Source organism: Corallococcus sp. M7 (assembly GCF_054512695.1).
Map to the genome: position 1 here is coordinate 9,304,111 of NZ_CM137252.1, position 17,710 is coordinate 9,321,820.

Here is a 17,710-nt window from a genome sequence, read left to right on the forward strand (position 1 = left end):
ATGGATCGCGACAGGCTGGCGCAGGCACTGCTGGACTCGTTCCTGGAGGAGCTGGAGGGGCACGTGGTGTCCCTCAACCGGGACCTGCTCGCGCTGGAGCAGGCCCCGGCGCGCGCGAAGGAGCTCATCCCCGGCCTCCTGCGCACGCTGCACAGCGTGAAGGGCGCGTCGCGCGCGGCCAGCGCCAGCATGGTGGAGAACGCCTGCCACCGCATGGAGGAGGTGCTGGAGCCGCTCATCCACGGGCGCGCGCCCTCGCCGGACCTCTTCGAGCTGTGCTTCGCCACGGTGGACGCGCTGGACGACGCGGGCCGCCGGCTGGCCTCGCGCCAGGAGCTGGCCGGCTCGCCGCTGGAGACGCTGCTGCCCCAGTTGGAGCGGGCCGCGCACGGCACGCCGGGCCAGGCTCCGCCGAAGCCGGCGCCCGCCGCCCCTGCGCCCAACGAGAAGCCCCCGGCCGCCGCGGAGGCCGAGCCGGAGCTCTCCTTCCCCGCGCAGGCCAGCGGAGAGACGCTGCCGGTGCGCGTGTCCGGGCAGAAGCTGGACGCGCTCTTGGGCCGCAGCGGTGAATTGCGCGTGGCCATGCTGCGCCTGGAGGGCCACGCCGAGTCGCTGGAGGCGCTGCGCGACGACGTGACGGGGCTGCGCGAGCGGGTGCGCGGCACGCAGTCCGAGACGACGCTGCGCCGCGTGGAGCTGGAGCTGGCGCGGGTGGCGCGCGTGCTGGCGCAGGACCGCCGCGCGCTGTTCCAGTCCTCCACCGGCCTGGATGATGAGGTGCGCCGCGCGCGCATGCTCCCCTTCGAGGAGGGCTGCACCGGCCTGGAGCGCGCCGCGCGCGACGTGGCGCACGGCCTGGGCCGGCGCGTGCGCATGGAGGTGCACGGCGGCGGGCTGGACCTGGACCGCTCGCTGCTCCAGTCCCTGCGCGAACCGCTGCTGCACCTGGTGCGCAACGCGGTGGCGCACGGCCTGGAGGCGCCGGAGGAGCGCGTGCGCCACGGCAAGCCGGAGGAGGGCCGCGTGGTGCTGTCCGCGCGGCTTCGCGGCAGCCGGGTGGAGGTGGCGGTGGAGGACGACGGGCGCGGCCTGGACCTGGAGGCCCTGCGCGAGCGCGCGCGGGCCCGGGGCATGGAGGCGCCCGAGGACGACGAGGACGCGGCGCGGCTGGTGTTCCTGCCGGGCCTGTCCACCGCGGCGAAGGTGACGGCGGTGTCCGGCCGGGGCGTGGGCCTGGACGTGGTGCGCGCCCAGGTGGAGGCCCTGCGCGGCAGCGTGGAGGTGGCCTTCAAGGCGGGCCAGGGCACCCGCTTCACGCTGGACGTGCCCCTCACCCTGAGCACCCTGCGCGTGCTGCTGGTGTCCGTGGGCGGGCAGGTGCTGGCGCTCGCCAGCGAGGGCGTGGACCGGCTGTTGCGCCTGTCGCCCTCCGACGTGCGCGAGGTGGAGGGCCGCATGTCCTGGGTGACGCCGGAGGCGCTGGTGCCGCTGGCGTCGCTCGCGGGCGTGCTGGACCTGCCCCCGGGGCCGCCGAAGACGCGGCCCCCCGCGGTGGTGCTGTCCGCGGGCACCGCGCAGGCGGCGCTGGTGGTGGACGAGGTCATCGCGGAGCAGGAGGTGCTGGTGCGCTCGCTGGGCAGCCGCGTGAAGCGCGCCCGGCACGTGGCCGCCGCGGCGGTGCTGCCGGATGGGCGCATGGCGCTGCTCCTCAACCCCGCGTCGCTGGTGCGGGCCGCCGGGGGACGCCCCTCCGCCCAGTTCTTCCCCACGCCCAAGGAGCAGGTAGCGCGCCGGCGCGTGGTGCTGGCGGACGACTCGCCCACGACGCGCATGCTGGAGCAGAGCATCCTGGAGGGCGCCGGCTACGACGTCGTCGCGTGCGCGGACGGCGCGGAGGCGTGGGAGCGGCTCCAGGCGGGCGGCGCGGACGCCATGGTGATGGACGTGGAGATGCCGCGCATGGACGGCTTCCAGGTGACGGAGGCCGTGCGCACCTCTCCACGCTTCGGACGGGTGCCGGTGGTGCTCGTCACGTCACGAGAGAAGCCCGAGGACAAGGCGCGCGGCCTGCAAGCCGGCGCGAGCGCGTACATCGTGAAGAGCGCGTTTGACCCCACGAGTCTGCTGGAGACCCTGAGGCGACTGCTATGAAGACCGAACCGTTGCGCATCCTGGTGGCCGAGGACTCGCCCACCGCCCGGCGGCTGCTGGTGGAAATCCTGCGCACCGACCCGGCGCTCACCGTGGTGGGCGAGGCCCGGGACGGCCTGGAGGCGGTGGAGGCGTGCCAGCGGCTACAGCCGAACCTGGTGACGATGGACATCCAGATGCCGCGCATGGACGGCCTGGACGCCACCCGCCGCATCATGACGGAGGTGCCCACGCCGGTGGTGGTGGTGTCCACGCTGGTGGAGCGCGACATCCAGACGTCCATGGCCGCGCTGAGGGCCGGGGCGTTGGCGGTGCTCCAGAAGCCGGTGGGCCCGGAGTCGCCGGACTTCGAGGCGGACAGCCGCCGCCTGCGCGACACGCTCAAGGCCATGGCCCAGGTGAAGGTGGTGCGCCGCTGGCCGGACCGCGCCGCCACGCCGCCGCCCCCGCTGGAGTCGACGCCCACGCCCGGCGCCCGCCCGCCCGCCGTGCTGGCGATGGCCGCGTCCACCGGAGGCCCCGCCGCGCTCTACCGCATCCTCTCCGACCTGGGCGAAAGGGAGACGCCTCCGCCCCCCATCCTGCTGGTGCAGCACATCGCGCTGGGCTTCGGCTCCGACCTGGCCACCTGGTTGGGCACGGCCACGAAGCTGCGCGTGAAGGTGGCCGAGGACGGCGAGCCCCTCATGCCCGGCACCGTGTACCTGGCCCCGGACGACAAGCACCTGGGGGTCAGCATGGACCAACGCGCGCAGGTGTCCGGCGCGGCGCCCATCCAGGGCTTCCGGCCGTCCGCCAACTGGCTCTTCCGCAGCGTGGCCCGCGCGTACGGGCAGACGTCACTGGCGGTGGTGCTCACCGGCATGGGGCAGGACGGCCTGGACGGCATCCGGGACCTCCACCAGGCAGGCGGGCGGGTCATCGCCCAGGACGAGGCAACCTCCGTGGTCTACGGCATGCCCGCCGTGGTGGTGGGCGCCAACCTGGCGCACGAGGTCCTGCCGCTCGGGCAGATCGCGCGGCGGCTGCTGGCACTGCTGCAACCGACGGGGCGGCTCACCTGAAGTGTTCGTTGAGTGAAATTGATTCGTCGGAATTTGTGGCCGGAATGGCGGGCCTGGAACGGAGTGTCAATATCGGGTCCAATCGGGGCCCCTCCCCCGCCCCCTCTTACCGATGAGCGCTCCCACGACCGGTCTGGCCTACGAAGCGGTGTTCGCCGCCATCCCCGACCCTGCCTACCTCCTGGATGGCACGGGTCGGCTGGTGTCGTGTAGCGCGGCGGGCGCCCGTGCGCTCGGCCGTGAAGCCGGCGCGCTGTCGGGCCGGCACTGGAGCGAGCTGGGCCTGCCGCAAGAGGCGCTGGCCGCGCTGGAGTCCGCGCGCGTCCGCGTGGTGACGCTGCGCGAGTCCGCCACCGTGGAGGCGCCGTGGCCGGGCGCGCAGGGCATCCGCCGGCACGCGCTGGTGCTCACGCCGCTGGGTTCGGACGCGGATGCGTCTCCGGCGGTGCTGGTGACGGCGCGGGCGCTCACGGAGGCGGAGGCCATCTATTCGCGCGCCCTGGAGCTGGAGCAGGCCGCGCGCGCGGAGGTGGAGACCGCCGAGCGCCGCCGCTCCTTCCTGTACCAGGCGATGACGACGCTGTTCACGCACCCGCCGGATCCGCAGGGCATGTACACGCTGCTCGCGCACCTGGCGGTGCCGGACCTGGCGGACTGGTGCCTGGTGGACGCGCTGGAGCAGGGCCCGTGGGTGGGCCGCGCGGCGGTGGCGTGCCTGGATCCGACGCAGCAGGAGCGCGCCCGGGGCCTGCCCATGCGCACGGAGGTCCGCGAGGACGCGCCCGTGGGCCTCTTGCGCGTGCTGCGCACGGGCGAGCCGGAGCTGGTGCCCGCGGTGACGGAGTCACTGCTTCGCGCCGCGGCGGCGGAGCCCGCGCACCCGGCGATGCTGGAGGCGTTGCAGGCGCGCTCGTACATGATCATCCCGCTGCGCGCGCGCGGCCACACGCTGGGCGCGGTGACGTTCGTGAGCTCCGGCTCCGGGCGCCGCTACGGCCCGGACGACCTGGCGCTGGCGGAGGACCTGTGCCTGCGCGCGAGCCTGGCCATCGACAACGCGCGGCTGGTGGGTGAGTCCCGCCGGGCGGCCCGCGCGCGCGAGGACCTGCTCGCGGTGGTGTCGCACGACCTGAAGAACCCGCTGGGCGTGGTGCAGCTGGGCGCGGCGCTGCTCCTGCGCGGCACGGCGGGCAAGCCGGGCGGCGAGGCGGTGGCGAAGCAGGCCACGCGCATCAACGACGCGGCCGAGCGCATGTCGCGGCTCATCTCCGACCTGTTGGACTGGGGCCGCCTGGAGGCGGGGCACCTGCCGCTGGAATTGGGCGAGCACACCGCCGTGGCGCTGGCCACGGAGGCGCTGGAGGCCATCCGTCCGCTGGCGGAGGCCAAGGGGCTGCACCTGGAGGCGGACCTGCCCACGGAGGGCCTGCGCGTGAAGTGCGACCGCAGCCGCGTGCTCCAGGTGATGGGCAACCTGCTGGGCAACGCCGTGAAGTTCACCCCGCCGGGCGGCACGCTGGCGGTGAAGGCGGTGATGCGCAACGGCGAGGTGTCCTTCGACGTGCGCGACACGGGCAATGGCATCGCGCCGGACGCGCTGCCGCACATCTTCGACCGCTACTGGCAGGCGCGCGACGCGGCGGCCCGCGGCACCGGCCTGGGGCTGGCCATCGCCAAGGGCCTGGTGGAGGCGCACGGCGGCTCCATCCGCGCGGAGAGCATCCTGGGCACCGGCAGCGTCTTCACCTTCACGCTGCCCGTGGCGCACATCGGGATGCCCGTCGCCGCTCCCCAGGCCGCCGCCGGTGGCATGTCGCGTCCGCGCGACACCTACGAGCACTGAGTCAGCGCCCCTTCCTCCGCGCGGGAGGGGTGAGCACCTGGCGCGCGTGCTCCAGGAAGGCGCGCAGCGCGGGTGACACCTGCGCGCGGCTGGGGAAGTAGAGGAAGAGGCCCGGCACGGACGCGGCGTACTCCTCCAGCACGCGGCGCAGCGTGCCCGCCTTCAACTGCGCCTCCACCTGGGACTCCAGCACGTACGCCAGGCCCAGGCCGGCCTCCGCCAGCCCCAGCCAGACGCGCTCGTCATTGGTGGTGACCGTGCCACGCACCGGCAGCCGCCACGTGCGCGAGCCCTTCTCCAGGTCCCACGGCAGCAGCGCGCCGGTGTTGGACGAGCGGTAGGTGAAGCAGTCGTGCTGGAGCAGGTCCTTGGGCTTCAGCGGCGTGCCGTGGCGCTCCAGGTACTCCGGCGTGCCCACCACGATGAAGCGGAACGGGGGCGCGATGCGCACCGCCACCATGTCCCGCTCCAGGTACTCCTCCAGCCGGATGCCCGCGTCGAAGCCCTCCGCGACGATGTCCGCCTTGCGGCTCTCCACCACCAGGTCCAGCTCCACCTGGGGGTGGCGCTCGCGGAACGAGGCCACGAGCGGCGTGAGCACGAAGGGCAGCGCGGTGGACGGCAGCGTCAACCGCAGCGCGCCCGTCAGCGTCCCGGGTCGCGAGGACGCGTCCTTGAGGGCGCCCAGCGCCTGCGCCACGCCCGGCCCGGCCTGCTCCACCAGCCGCCGTCCCGCCGCCGTCACCGCCACGCTGCGCGTCGTGCGCGACAGCAGCGGCACTCCCAGCCGCTCCTCCAACTGGCGCACCGTGTGGCTCAGCGCGGAGGCGGACACGCCCAGCTCCGCCGAGGCCGCCGCGAAGCTGCGGTGCCGCGCGACGGCGAGGAACTGGTGCAACGCATTGAGCGGGGTCAGGGCCATTCCTGAGCTTTCTTCAGGAGTCCATCCGGATTCCAGACCTACTCCTGGAAGCGCCCGTTTCCTATCCCTTGTCCTGTCTCGCGGAAGCAGCACCCACCCAAGCGCGAGCAGGAGTCCTCCCATGGCATCCCCCACCCTTCCCGCCTCCCTTCCATTGTCGGGCCGCGTCGCCGTCATCACCGGCGCCTCCAGCGGCATCGGCGCCGCCACCGCCCTGCGGCTCGCACGGGACGGCGCGAGCGTCGCCCTGCTCGCCCGCAACAAGGAGCGGTTGGACGCGCTCGCCTCCACCATCACGCAAGGGGGTGGCCGGGCGCTCGCCCTGGGCACCGATGTCCTGGACGCGCGGTCCGTGAAGGAGGCCGCGAAGGCCATCGCGGGCGAGCTGGGCGTCGCGGACCTGGTCCTCAACAACGCCGGGTTCATGCGGCCCACGCCCATGGAGGCACACCCCACGGAGGACTGGGAGCGGATGATCGACCTGAACCTGAAGGCCAGCGTGCGCGTCGTGGAGACCTTCGTGGAGCCGCTGCTGGCGGCGGCGAAGGCGGGCGGGCGCTCGGACCTCATCAACGTGTCGTCCGTGGCCGCGCAAGCGGTGTACGCGAACTTCAATGTCTACGGCGCCACCAAGGCCGCCGTCACCCACCTGTCCCGCCACCTGCGCGCGGAGCTGGGCCCCCGCTTCGTCCGCGTGATGGCCCTGGAGCCCGGGCTGGTGGACACCGCCCTGCACGACGGCAACACCGACCCGGGCGCGCGGGCCTGGCTGGACAGCGCCCGGAAGTCCCTCACCTGGATGTCGCCGGAGGAGGTCGCGGGCGTCATCGCCTTCGCCACCGCCCTGCCGCGGCACATCAACTTCCAGCAGCTCACCCTCATGCCCACCCAGCAGGCCTGAGCCGCACCCCACGCCTGTTGCCGAGGTGGCCTTCAGCGTGCCATGCAGGCGCCTTATGTCATTCCTGCATCAGGCGCTGGTGTTCCTGGCCGCCGCGGTCGTCGCCGTGCCCCTCTTCAAGAAGCTGGGGTTGGGCTCCGTGCTGGGCTACCTGGCGGCGGGCGCGGCCATCGGGCCGTATGGCGCGGGCCTCATCTCCGACGTGGAGAACGTCCTCCACACCGCGGAGCTGGGCGTGGTGCTGCTGCTGTTCGTGATTGGCCTGGAGCTGCAACCGTCGCGCTTGTGGAACCTGCGCCGCTCCGTGTTCGGCATGGGCGGCGCGCAGGTGGTGCTGACGGGCCTCTTGCTCGCGGGCGTGTCGAAGGCGCTGGGCCTGTCCTGGAACGCGGCCATCATCGCGGGCTTCGGCCTGTCGCTGTCCTCCACCGCGTTCGCGCTCCAGCTGCTCGGGGAGAAGAACCAGCTCACCACCGAGCACGGGCAGCTGGCCTTCGGCATCCTCCTGTTCCAGGACCTGGCCGTGATTCCGCTGCTGGCCGCGCTGCCGCTCTTGGGCACGTCCGACACGCCGTCCACGGAGCCCGGGTGGCTGATGGCCGTGAAGGCCGTGGGCGCGGTGCTGGTGGTGGTGGTGGCGGGCCGCTACCTCCTGCGTCCGGTGTTCCGCGCGGTGGCGTCCGTGCACAGCCAGGAGCTGTTCACCGCGACGGCGCTGCTCGTCGTCGTGGGCACCGCGTCGCTGGTCAGCGCGGTGGGCCTGTCCATGGCGCTGGGCGCGTTCCTCGCGGGCGTGCTGCTGTCGGAGTCCGAGTACCGCCACGAGCTGGAGGCGGACATCGAGCCCTTCAAGGGCCTGCTGCTGGGCCTGTTCTTCATCGCCGTGGGCATGTCCGTGAACCTGGCGCTGCTCGCGCGCGAGCCCCTGCGCGTGCTGGCGCTGGTGCTGGGCCTCACGCTCCTCAAGGCGCTGGTGCTGTACGGGCTGGGCCGCGTGGGGCTGAAGAAGCCGGGCTCCGCGGAGAGCCTGGCGGTGGTGATTTCGCAGGGCGGTGAGTTCGCCTTCGTCCTCTTCTCCCTGGCGGTGTCCTTCCACGTGATGGACCGCGAGCAGGCGGACCTGCTGGTGCTGGTGGTGGGCCTGTCCATGGTGGTGACGCCGTTCCTGTCCGCCATCCACGAGCGCTGGGTGGCGCCGCGCTTCAAGCACAAGGGCCCGCAGCGCGAATACAACGTGGCCCCGGAAGAGGACCACCCGGTCATCATCGCGGGCATGGGGCGCGTGGGGCAGGTGGTGGCCCGTCTGCTGCGCGCCCGCCGCATCGGGTTCACCGCCATCGACGCGAGCGCGGAGCACATCGACTTCATCCAGCGCTTCGGCAACCAGGTGTTCTACGGCGACGCGTCCCGGCTGGACCTCCTGCGCGCGGCCCGCGCGGAGAAGGCCAGGGTGTTCGTGCTGGCCATCGACGACATGGCCGCGTCCCTGCGCACCGCGCAGATGGTGAAGGAGCACTTCCCGCACCTGACCATCTACGCGCGGGCGCGCAACCGCGAGCACGCGTACCGGCTGCTGGACCTGGGCATCACCCACCTCATCCGCGAGACGTTCGACGCCAGCCTCGCCATGGCCGGCGACGTGCTCCAGGAGCTGGGCCTCACCTTCGCGGAGGCCCGCCGCTCCGTGGAGCGCTTCCGCGAGCACGACGAGGCCCTGATGCTGGAGAGCGCCAAGGTCTTCAAGGACGAGAAGAAGATGATGGAGGTCATCGTCCGCGCGCGCCGCGAGCTGGAGCAACTGTTCGAGAAGGACGAGGCCGAGCAGAAGTCGGCCTGAGGGGGGACACACGACCATGAGCGCCGATACCGCCGCGGGCCACTCCAAGTCCTCGCGCCTCTACCTCTGGGTGCTGGCCGCCATCTTCGCGGGGGGCCTGTTGGGCCACTTCGCGCCGTCCACCGCGGTGAAGCTCAAGCCGCTGGGGGACGGCTTCATCGCGCTGGTGAAGATGCTCATCTCCCCGGTCATCTTCCTGACCGTGGTGCTGGGCGTGGCCAACGTGGCGGACATGAAGAAGGTGGGCCGGGTGGGCGGCAAGGCGCTGCTCTACTTCGAGGTCATCTCCACGTTCGCGCTCATCATCGGCGCGCTGGTGGTGACGGTGCTCAAGCCCGGCTCCGGCTTCAACGTGGACCCGCGCACGCTGGACGCGAGCGCCGTGGCCCGCTTCGCCCAGCAGGCGCATGACCAGTCCACGATGGGCTTCCTCTTGCACATCATCCCGCGCACCTTCGTGGACGCCTTCACCGGCGAGGGCGACCTGCTCCAGGTGCTGCTGCTGGCGCTGCTGTTCGGCTTCTCGCTCACGGCCATTGGCGCGCAGGCGAAGCCCGTGGTCGTCCTCTTCGAGGCGCTCTCCAAGGCCTTCTTCCACATGATTGGCACGGTGATGAAGCTGGCGCCCATTGGCGCGGGCGCGTCCATGGCCTTCACCCTGGGCGCCTACGGCGTCACCAGCCTGGGCCCGCTCTTGCGCCTGATGGGCTGCTTCTATCTGGCGTGCGTGCTCTTCGTCGTCGTGGTGCTGGGGCTCGTCGCGCGGGTGACGGGCTTCTCCATCCTGAAGTTCCTGCGCTACATCCGCGCGGAGCTGTTCCTGGTGCTGGGCACGTCGTCGTCCGAGTCCGCGCTGGTGCCGCTGATGCAGAAGCTGGAGCGGCTGGGCTGCTCCAAGTCCGTGGTGGGCCTGGTGGTGCCCAGCGGCTACTCCTTCAACCTGGACGGCACCAACATCTACCTCACCATGGCGGCGCTGTTCGTGGCCCAGGCGCTCAACGTGGACCTCACGTTCACGCAGACGGCCACGCTGCTGGGCGTGGCGATGCTCACGTCCAAGGGCGCCTCCGGCGTGACGGGCGCGGGCTTCATCACCCTGGCCGCCACGCTGGCGGTGGTGCCGTCCGTGCCGGTGGCGGGGCTGGCGCTCATCCTGGGCATCGACCGGTTCATGAGCGAGGCGCGCGCCATCACCAACTTCATTGGCAACGGCGTGGCCAGCATCGTCGTGTCCCGCTGGGAGAACGAGCTGGACCGCGAACGGCTGCGCGCGGAGCTCAACGGCGTGCCCACTCCCGAAGCACCGCCCGCCGACGCGGGGACGCCGGCCTGAGCCTGGTCACGGGTGCGCCACCGCGTCGCGCACCGCCTCCTTCAGCACATCCAGGTCCACCGGTTTGTCCAACAACCGCCGGGCGCCCAGCCGCAGGGCCTCCGCGTGCGTCTCCTCGTCCGCGAAGGCGCTGAGTAGCAGCACGGGGCATGCGATGCCCTGCGCGCGCAGCCTCCCGAGCGCCTCCAGGCCGGTGCGCCCCGGCATGCGCACGTCGCTGACGATGAGGTCCGGCGGGGCGAGCGTGCCGCCGTGGCCCTGCATCATCGCCACGTAGTCGCCCAGCTCGAAGCCGTCCTCCACCTCCACCACGGTGTAGCCCGCGCGCTTGAGCGTCCGCACGAGCATCGCGCGCATCGCGTCGTCGTCCTCGGCCACCAGGATGCGCGGGGCGTGCGTGGCTTCTTCTTGCGCAGGTGCGTTCGTCATTCGATCGCGGAGGAGCATGGCGCATGCCACGTGCCTTCAAGAGACGTGGATCCGTCATGTCGCGTGGGATTCCGGGGCATCCTGCCCCCGCCGGGGCAATGTGCCCCAGGCATGCATGGGCATCCCGCCCCGCGTTGTCAGCGCCCCACTCCGGGCCGCGCGTTGGCATGGCCGATGCTCTAGCTCCAGTCAGCCCCGCACCCCACTCCACACCTCGCGGGTCTGATTCGGAGTCTCTCCATGAAGCGCACTTCCGCCCTGGTCCTCGGTCTGTCGCTGTCCCTCGCCTCCATGGGCGCGTTCGCCGCCGCCCCCAAGCCCGCCAAGAGCGCGCCCGCCGCCCAGGCGAAGGCCGGCGCCAAGGCGAAGAAGGCGAAGCAGGGCACCTCCCAGAAGGCCCCCGCCGCTCCGGCCGAAGGCTCGAGCAGCAACTAGCCACACACTGTCGTGACGCAGCACCCGCGGTACCCGTAGCGTACCTCCCCGGTCCGTGTGTTCCTTCCCCCTCACGCACGAACCGGGGGTTGCCTCTTCCGTGAAGCTCGCTCGCAAATTCACCCTGGCCCTCGTGCTGCTCGCCGTCGCGGTGATGGCCGGGCTCCAGGCGTTCCAGGTCAACCGGGAGCTCGCCCGGTCGGAAATCGACACGCAGCACGACCACCGCCTGCTCGGCCACACGCTGGCCGGCTCCATTGGCAAGGCGTGGCAGCTCGCGGGCGAGGCCGAGGCGCTCACGCTCCTCAACCAGGCCAACCGCTTCCAGGAGCAGGTGCGGCTGCGCTGGGTGTGGCTGGATGGCGGCCCGGGCTCCGGCTTCGCGCCGGCGCTGCCCCCGGCCCTGCTGCTCAGCCTGCGCGCGGGCAACGACGGCTGGCTGATGGACAACACCACCAGCCCGGGCGTGCTGCGCTCGTACACGCCGGTGTTCCTGGGCCGGCGCATGGGCGCCATTGAAATCACCGAGTCCATGTCCGAACAGGAGATGCACGTGCGCACCACCGTGGTGGGCACCTTCATCGCCACGGCGGCGCTCTCCGGGTTCTTCCTGCTGGCCGCCATGGCCATGGGCCGCAAGCTGGTGGGTCAGCCCGTGGAGCAACTGGTGCATCTGGCCGGACGGATTGGCGAGGGCGACCTCACCGCGCGCGTGCCCCTGCGGCGCGAGCAGGGCGATGAGCTGACGACACTGGCGGTGGCCATGAACCGGATGGGTGAGCAACTGGAGGAGACGCGCGCGCGGCTGGCGTCGGAGACGGCGGCGCGCCTGCGCACGGTGGAGCACCTGCGGCACGCGGACCGGCTCACCACGGTGGGCAAGCTCGCGTCCGGCGTGGCGCACGAGCTGGGCACGCCGCTCAACGTCGTCATGGGCCGCGCGAAGATGGTCTCCTCCGGCGAGGCGGAGGGCGACGAGGTGAACGAGTGCGCCCGCATCATCTTCCAGCAGGCCCAGCACATGACCGGCATCATCCGGCAGCTCCTGGACTTCGCGCGGCGCCGCACGCCGTCCCGCGCGCCGGAGGACCTGTCCCTGCTGGCGGAGCGCACGCTGTCGCTGCTCAAGCCCATGGCCACCAAGCGGGGCGTGACGCTGTCCCAGGAGGTGCCCGCGGGCTTCACCGTGGAGGTGGACGCGGGGCAGTTCCAGCAGGTGCTCACCAACCTGGTGATGAATGGCCTCCACGCGATGAACCAGCCCGGCACCCTGCGGGTGCGCTCGCAGGTGCTGCGCGCCACGCCGCCCGCGGACGTGGGCGGCGTGGAGCAGGACTGGGTGCGGCTGGATGTGGAAGACGAAGGAACGGGCATTCCCGCGGACGTGCTGCCCCACGTCTTCGAGCCCTTCTTCACCACCAAGGACGTGGGCGAGGGAACGGGGCTCGGGTTGTCCGTCTCCTATGGGATGGTGCGGGACCACGGCGGCTGGATTGACGTGAAAAGCGAGCCGGGCCGTGGGAGTTGTTTCTCCATCTACCTGCCGCCGGGGACGCACGCATGCCAGGCCGCATCCTGATTGTCGAAGACGAGCGCGAGATGCGCGCCATGGTGGAGAAGGGCCTCCAGCGCCGGGGCTTCCAGCCCGTGGCCGTGGCCGCCGCGGACGAGGCGCTCCAGAAGCTGTCCGTCGAGGACTTCGACACCGTCCTCACCGACCTGCGCATGCCGGGCATGGACGGCCTGGCGCTGTGCGAGCGCATCGTGCTCAACCGGCCGGACATCCCCGTCGTCGTCGTCACCGCCTTTGGCAGCCTGGAGACGGCGGTGGCCGCCATCCGCGCGGGCGCCTACGACTTCATCACCAAGCCCATCGACCTGGACGCGCTGGTGCTGGTGCTGGAGCGCGCCGTGCAGCACCGCGCCCTGCGCGCGGAGGTGCGCCGCCTGCGCCAGGCCCTGGACCAGCGCCAGGACGACGGCGCGCTCGTGGGAGAGAGCCCCGCGCTCAAGCAGGCCTACGCGCTCATCGACCGGGTGGCGGACGTGGACGCCACGGTGCTGATCACAGGTGAGAGCGGCACGGGCAAGGAGGTCGCCGCGCGCGCCCTCCACGCCCGGGGCCGGCGCAAGGAGGGGCCCTTCGTGGCCATCAACTGCGCGGCCATGCCGGAGCAGTTGCTGGAGAGCGAGCTGTTCGGCCACGCCAAGGGCGCCTTCACCGACGCGAAGGCGTCACGCACGGGCCTGTTCGTGAAGGCGAACGGCGGCACGCTGTTCCTGGATGAGGTGGGCGAGCTGCCCATGACGCTCCAGCCGAAGCTCTTGCGCGCGTTGCAGGAGCGCGTGGTGCGCCCGGTGGGCGGGGACACGGAGACGCCCTTCGACGCGCGCATCGTCGCGGCGACCAACCGCGACCTGGAGCTGGCGGTGGAGGAGAACCGCTTCCGCGAGGACCTCTACTACCGGCTCAACGTCATTGGCCTGGAGCTGCCTCCGCTGCGCGCGCGCGGCAACGACGTGCTGCTGTTGTCCCAGCGCTTCGTGGAGCAGTTCGCGTCCCGCACGGGCAAGAAGGTGGTGGGCCTGTCCCCCGCGGCGGCGCAGCGCCTGCTGGCCTATGGCTGGCCGGGCAACGTGCGCGAATTGCAGAACTGCATCGAGCGCGCCGTGGCGCTCACGTCCTTCGAACAGCTCACGGTGGATGACCTGCCGGAGCGCATCCGCAACTACAGCACGCCGCGCGTGGTGCCGGAGAACACGGACCCCTCGGAGCTGGTGACGCTGGAGGAGCTGGAGCGCCGCTACATCCACCGCGTGCTGGAGGCGGTGGGCGGCAGCCGCACGCTCGCCGCGCGCATCCTGGGCGTGGACCGCAAGACGCTCTACCGCAAGCTGGAGCGCGGGGACGCCGAGGCCCGGGAGGCCAAGGAGCCTCGCGAGGCGAAGAAGCCCTGAGCCGGGAGGGACAGGGCCCCCCCGGGTGGCGTCCACCCCGTTTTCCCATCGCCTGGGAGACCCTGGAGCATCCGCTCCGGCCACAACCCTCCGCCCGGGGCACAAGTCGCGGGTCACCCCTCGGGGCGGGCCCCCGCCTGGCCTTCCGCGGGGTATGGTTCCGGGAGGATGCGCCCCGTCCCCGTTCCAACCCGTGTCTTCTGTCTCATGGCGGACCTCGCGCGCGGCGTGGGCGACAAGAACAGCACTGACCCGTTTCCTCCTGGAGGTTCCTCCCTACCCTCGGAAATCCACGAGTCCTTGTTTCGCGTAGACAGGCGGTCAGGACGCCCTTCGCCATCCTGGTTCCGTGTTCCGGGGTTGAAGCCGGGCACGCTCCGCGGCACCGCTGTGTTTCCCACCTGAAGGAACCCGCTCCCCGTCGTACCCCGACGACCCACCGATGGCCCAAGCTCCCGCCCGCCCGCGTTCCCGTCCTTCCGCCCCGTCCCCGACGGAGGCCTCTGGCCCGGGTCTGCAAGGGCTGCTGGAGGCGCTGCCAGAGGCCTTCCTCGGCGTGGACGCGGGCTGGCGCATCACCTGGCTGAGCCGGCGCATGCGCGAGCTGCTGGGGCCCCGCGTCCAGCCGGGCGATGACCTGCGCAAGAAGGTGGCGGACGTGCTGGGCCTGGGCCCGCACCTGCGCCTGGACGCGCCCGCCACCGAGCAGCCCTCCCCCGAGCCCTACGAGCACCGCTGGCACGAGGGCGGCCTCTGCTTCGAGGTGAGCGCCCGCCCCGTGGACGGCGGCCTGCTGGTGCACTGCCGCGACATCAGCCGCGAGTTCCAGGCCCGCCACGAGCTGCAGCGCGTGGGGCAGCTCTTCCAGGCGGTGATGGAGGGCACCACCGACGCCATCTACATCAAGGACATGGATGGCACCTACCAGGTCATCAACTCCGCGGGCGCTCGCGCCGTGGGCCGCACCGTGGCGGAGGTGCGGGGCCGCACCGACGCGGAGCTCTTCCCGCCCGACGAGGCCCGCGTCAACCTGAAGCACGACCGGGACGTGCTCAAGGCGGGCCATCCCCTCACCTACGAAGACACGCAGCGCGCCCCCGACGGCGACCCGCGCGTGTGGATGTCCACCAAGGGCCCGCTGCGCGACCCGGAAGGCAACGTGTTCGGCCTGTTCGGCATCAGCCGCGACATCACCCAGCGCAAGTGGGCGGAAGACGAGGTGCGCCGGCACGCCGAGTTCCAGGAACACCTGATGGGCATCATCAGCCACGACATCCGCAGCCCGCTCGGCGCCATCATGAACTGGTCGCGCGTGCTCGCGGCCGGCGGACCCGCGGAGGAGACGGCGCGCACCAGCCAGCGCATCGCCACCGCGGCGGTCCGCATCGAACGGCTGACGCGCCTGCTCCTGGACTTCACCCGCGCCCGGCTGGTGGGCGGCGTGGTGATTGAACCGCGCGGCACGGACACGCAGGAGCTGCTGGCCAAGGTGGCGCACGAGTTCCGCGTGGCCTTCCCGAAGCGCGACATCGTCGTGGAGCACAAGGGCAACACGCAGGGGCACTGGGACCCGGACCGCCTGGCGCAGGTGGTGTCCAACCTGACGGAGAACGCCCTCAAGTACGGCCCGGCGGACGCGCCCGTGCTGCTGTCCACGCGCGGCCTGCGCAACAAGGTGGTGGTGACGGTCCACAACCAGGGCCGCCCCATCCCGGAAGCCACCCTGCCCCACCTCTTCGAGCCCTTCCGTCAGGGCCCGCAGCAGACGCGCACGCTGAAGATGAGCTATGGCCTGGGGCTCTACATCGTGCGCGAGATCGTGCACGCCCACGGCGGCACCATCGAGGTGACGTCCACCGAGGACGACGGCACCACCTTCACCGTCACGCTGCCGCGCCGGGCGCCGCCCCGGAAGGGCCCGCCGCCGGAGCCGCCTTCGCCGCCCTCGCACCGCGACTGAAACAGCGCGGGCCCGCGGTCCGTCAGACGAAGCGCGAGATGAGGGGCACCAGCGCGTCCAGCGGCGCGTTGCCGTTGGACAGGCCCGCCTCCGCCACCGCGCGCGGCATGCCGTACACCACGCAGGAGGACTCCGCCTCCGTGAGCACCACGCCGCCCGCGGCGCGCAGGGCCCGCGCGCCCTGGAGCCCGTCCTCGCCCATGCCGGTGAGCACCAGCCCCAGCGCGTCCTTCCCCCAGACCTCCGCCACGCTCTGGAAGAGCACGTCCACGGAAGGGTGGTGCGGGGTGCCCAGCGGGTGGCGGTCCAGGCGCACCAGGTTGAGCGCCCCGTGCCGCGCCACCTTCAGGTGGTGGCCCGCGCGCGCCAGCACCGCGCGGCCCGGCACCAGCTCCATGCCGTCGCGCGCCTCCACCACCTCCAGCGCGCTCTGCGAGTCCAGCCGCTTCGCCACGGCCTCCGTGTAGCCTGCGGGGATGTGCAGCGCGAGCACCACCGGCGCCGGGAAGTCCCGGGGCATCGCGGACAACAGCCGCGTCAGCGCCTGCGGCCCGCCCGTGGACGTGCCCACCGCCAGGAGCTTCGTCGACGTCGCGGGCAGGGACTGCTTCGGGGGCGGGGCGTCCGAGGCCTCCGCCAGCTCCTGCTGGTAGCGCGGCACCGCGCGCCCCGCGGTGCGCACCTTCTCCACCAGCTCCGCGCCCAATTCGTAGAGCCGGTCCGTGGCGAGCGCCGTGGGCTTGTGCACCAGGTCCACCGCGCCCGCCTGGAGCGCGGCCACCGCCAGGTCGCTGTCCGCGCCCGCGCTGCTCACCACCACCACGCGCGGCGCGTCCGGCATGCCGGACAGGGCTCGCAGGAAGCCCGTCCCGTCCAGGGACGGCATCACCAGGTCCAGGGTGATGACGTCCGGCTTGAGCTCCGCCACCCGCTCCAGCGCGTCCAGGCCGTCGCGCGCGGTGCCCACCACCTCCAGCCCCTCCGCGTCCGACAGCACCTTGCGCAGCACCTTGCGCGCGAACGCCGAGTCGTCCACCACCAGCACGCGCAACGTCATGTGTCCGCCTTGCTGTAGAAGAACGCGCCGCGGCGCTCCTCGCAGCGCAGCGCCGTGCCGAAGCGCATCAGGGACTCGGAGGTGCCCACCACCAGGTGCCCGCCCGGCCGCAGCGCCCGGGTGAGCCCGTCCACCACGCGGCGCGCGGTGTCGTCCTGGAAGTAGATGAGCACGTTGCGGCAGAGGATGGCGTCGCAGCTGCCCGGCTGCGGGTAGCCCTCCGTGTCCACCAGGTTGAGCTGGCGCCACTCCACGCGGGCCATCAGGTCCGGCCGCACGCGGGGACGTCCGTCCACCATGTCCAGCCAGCGCCCCATCACGCCCGGGGGCAGCGCGCGCAGGCAGCGCAGGTTGTGCTCCCCCGCCTTCGCGCGCTCCAGCGCCTTGGAGCTCAGGTCCGTGGCCAGGATGGACACGTCCCCCAGCACGCCGCGCGAGTCCAGCAGCATGGCCAGCGTGAGGGGCTCCTCACCGGTGGAGCACGCCGCGCACCACACGCGGGGCTTCCTGCCCGCGCGCACCTCCGGCACGAGCAGTTCGTCCACCAGCACCTCCAGCGCCTGGGGCTCGCGGAAGAAGTACGTCTCGTGGACGAGCAGCGCCTCCACCAGCGAGTCCAGCGTCTCCGGCCCCTTCGGGTCGTAGCGCAGGAAGTAGTAGTAATCGAGCAGCGAGTCGAACCCGGCATCCAACGCCCGGGTGGACAGCTTCTCCGCCAGCAGGTCCCGGTCCTCGGGCCCGTAGTGAAGGCCCGAGCGCTGCTCGATGAGCATGGAGAGGATGGCCAGGACCTGCGGGGACAGCGGCAGCGTGCTCATGG

General features: G+C 72.3%; 14 protein-coding genes. 10 read left to right on the forward strand and 4 right to left on the reverse strand.

The features are described from left to right. The 3 genes from ACX114_RS37425 (at position 1) to ACX114_RS37435 (ending at position 5,058) form a co-directional block, all read left to right on the forward strand. Positions 1-2,151: a hybrid sensor histidine kinase/response regulator gene (locus ACX114_RS37425; protein ID WP_459300387.1), complete on the forward strand. Its 2,151-nt coding sequence runs from the start codon at positions 1-3 to the stop codon at positions 2,149-2,151. Further along, positions 2,148-3,215 carry a chemotaxis-specific protein-glutamate methyltransferase CheB gene (gene cheB, locus ACX114_RS37430; protein WP_459292441.1) on the forward strand — a complete coding sequence of 356 codons (1,068 nt, stop codon included), beginning with the start codon at positions 2,148-2,150 and terminating at the stop codon, positions 3,213-3,215. Before ACX114_RS37425 ends, cheB (ACX114_RS37430) begins: the two co-directional genes overlap by 4 nt. A 112-nt stretch (positions 3,216-3,327) precedes the next feature. Continuing rightward, positions 3,328-5,058: a sensor histidine kinase gene (locus ACX114_RS37435; RefSeq protein ID WP_459292443.1), complete on the forward strand. Its 1,731-nt coding sequence runs from the start codon at positions 3,328-3,330 to the stop codon at positions 5,056-5,058. Between the two features lies 1 nt (position 5,059). Here ACX114_RS37435 and ACX114_RS37440 read toward each other — a convergent pair whose 3' ends face one another. Beyond that, positions 5,060-5,980, reverse strand: a complete 921-nt coding sequence (locus tag ACX114_RS37440) for a LysR family transcriptional regulator (protein ID WP_459292445.1) — start codon at positions 5,978-5,980, stop codon at positions 5,060-5,062. 121 nt (positions 5,981-6,101) lie between these two features. Between ACX114_RS37440 and ACX114_RS37445 the strand changes: the two genes are divergently transcribed. Genes ACX114_RS37445 through dctA form a run of 3 tightly spaced genes read left to right on the forward strand, consistent with a single transcriptional unit; the run spans position 6,102 to position 10,051 of the window. Further along, entirely contained in the window at positions 6,102-6,881 is a 780-nt protein-coding gene (locus tag ACX114_RS37445; RefSeq protein WP_459292447.1) for an SDR family oxidoreductase, read from the forward strand. 55 nt (positions 6,882-6,936) lie between these two features. Next, the gene (locus ACX114_RS37450) at positions 6,937-8,718 is read left to right on the forward strand and encodes a monovalent cation:proton antiporter-2 (CPA2) family protein (RefSeq protein WP_459292449.1); all 1,782 of its coding nucleotides are present in this window, start codon (positions 6,937-6,939) and stop codon (positions 8,716-8,718) included. Between the two features lie 16 nt (positions 8,719-8,734). Beyond that, positions 8,735-10,051: a C4-dicarboxylate transporter DctA gene (gene dctA / locus ACX114_RS37455; RefSeq protein ID WP_459292451.1), complete on the forward strand. Its 1,317-nt coding sequence runs from the start codon at positions 8,735-8,737 to the stop codon at positions 10,049-10,051. 6 nt (positions 10,052-10,057) lie between these two features. On the opposite strand, the gene ACX114_RS37460 is transcribed toward dctA, so the two are convergent. Beyond that, positions 10,058-10,480, reverse strand: coding sequence for a response regulator (locus tag ACX114_RS37460; protein ID WP_459292453.1), 423 nt, complete (start codon positions 10,478-10,480; stop codon positions 10,058-10,060). Positions 10,481-10,720: 240 nt separating this feature from the next. Here ACX114_RS37460 and ACX114_RS37465 point away from each other — a divergent pair, with 240 nt between their 5' ends. The 4 genes from ACX114_RS37465 (at position 10,721) to ACX114_RS37480 (ending at position 15,833) form a co-directional block, all read left to right on the forward strand. After that, a complete protein-coding gene (locus ACX114_RS37465) occupies positions 10,721-10,915 on the forward strand; it encodes a hypothetical protein (protein ID WP_459292455.1) in 195 nt (64 codons plus the stop codon). A gap of 100 nt (positions 10,916-11,015) precedes the next feature. Beyond that, positions 11,016-12,494 (forward strand): sensor histidine kinase, encoded by a 1,479-nt coding sequence (locus ACX114_RS37470; RefSeq protein WP_459292457.1) that lies wholly within the window; start codon positions 11,016-11,018, stop codon positions 12,492-12,494. Further along, positions 12,476-13,873 carry a sigma-54-dependent transcriptional regulator gene (locus tag ACX114_RS37475; RefSeq protein WP_459292459.1) on the forward strand — a complete coding sequence of 466 codons (1,398 nt, stop codon included), beginning with the start codon at positions 12,476-12,478 and terminating at the stop codon, positions 13,871-13,873. Before ACX114_RS37470 ends, ACX114_RS37475 begins: the two co-directional genes overlap by 19 nt. 442 nt (positions 13,874-14,315) lie before the next feature. Further along, positions 14,316-15,833 carry a PAS domain-containing sensor histidine kinase gene (locus ACX114_RS37480; RefSeq protein ID WP_459292461.1) on the forward strand — a complete coding sequence of 506 codons (1,518 nt, stop codon included), beginning with the start codon at positions 14,316-14,318 and terminating at the stop codon, positions 15,831-15,833. A 22-nt stretch (positions 15,834-15,855) separates the two neighbouring features. Here the strand turns inward: ACX114_RS37480 and cheB (ACX114_RS37485) are convergent, their stop codons facing one another. Next, on the reverse strand, positions 15,856-16,890 hold the full coding sequence (gene cheB / locus ACX114_RS37485) for a chemotaxis-specific protein-glutamate methyltransferase CheB (RefSeq protein WP_459292463.1): 1,035 nt from the start codon (positions 16,888-16,890) through the stop codon (positions 15,856-15,858). Continuing rightward, entirely contained in the window at positions 16,887-17,708 is an 822-nt protein-coding gene (locus ACX114_RS37490; protein WP_459292465.1) for a CheR family methyltransferase, read from the reverse strand. The genes cheB (ACX114_RS37485) and ACX114_RS37490 overlap by 4 nt, the downstream gene beginning before the upstream one ends. Positions 17,709-17,710 lie beyond the last annotated feature (2 nt).

Excerpts from the sequence above, each read along its gene's own strand:
- cheB (WP_459292463.1), bottom strand. The coding sequence starts at position 16,890 with ATGACGTTGCGCGTGCTGGTGGTGGACGACTCGGCGTTCGCGCGCAAG.
- ACX114_RS37435 (WP_459292443.1), top strand. The coding sequence starts at position 3,328 with ATGAGCGCTCCCACGACCGGTCTGGCCTACGAAGCGGTGTTCGCCGCC.
- ACX114_RS37440 (WP_459292445.1), bottom strand. The coding sequence starts at position 5,980 with ATGGCCCTGACCCCGCTCAATGCGTTGCACCAGTTCCTCGCCGTCGCG.
- ACX114_RS37425 (WP_459300387.1), top strand. The coding sequence starts at position 1 with ATGGATCGCGACAGGCTGGCGCAGGCACTGCTGGACTCGTTCCTGGAG.
- ACX114_RS37450 (WP_459292449.1), top strand. The coding sequence starts at position 6,937 with ATGTCATTCCTGCATCAGGCGCTGGTGTTCCTGGCCGCCGCGGTCGTC.
- ACX114_RS37475 (WP_459292459.1), top strand. The coding sequence starts at position 12,476 with ATGCCAGGCCGCATCCTGATTGTCGAAGACGAGCGCGAGATGCGCGCC.
- ACX114_RS37460 (WP_459292453.1), bottom strand. The coding sequence starts at position 10,480 with ATGACGAACGCACCTGCGCAAGAAGAAGCCACGCACGCCCCGCGCATC.
- ACX114_RS37490 (WP_459292465.1), bottom strand. The coding sequence starts at position 17,708 with ATGAGCACGCTGCCGCTGTCCCCGCAGGTCCTGGCCATCCTCTCCATG.
- ACX114_RS37480 (WP_459292461.1), top strand. The coding sequence starts at position 14,316 with ATGGCCCAAGCTCCCGCCCGCCCGCGTTCCCGTCCTTCCGCCCCGTCC.
- ACX114_RS37445 (WP_459292447.1), top strand. The coding sequence starts at position 6,102 with ATGGCATCCCCCACCCTTCCCGCCTCCCTTCCATTGTCGGGCCGCGTC.
- ACX114_RS37465 (WP_459292455.1), top strand. The coding sequence starts at position 10,721 with ATGAAGCGCACTTCCGCCCTGGTCCTCGGTCTGTCGCTGTCCCTCGCC.
- cheB (WP_459292441.1), top strand. The coding sequence starts at position 2,148 with ATGAAGACCGAACCGTTGCGCATCCTGGTGGCCGAGGACTCGCCCACC.
- dctA (WP_459292451.1), top strand. The coding sequence starts at position 8,735 with ATGAGCGCCGATACCGCCGCGGGCCACTCCAAGTCCTCGCGCCTCTAC.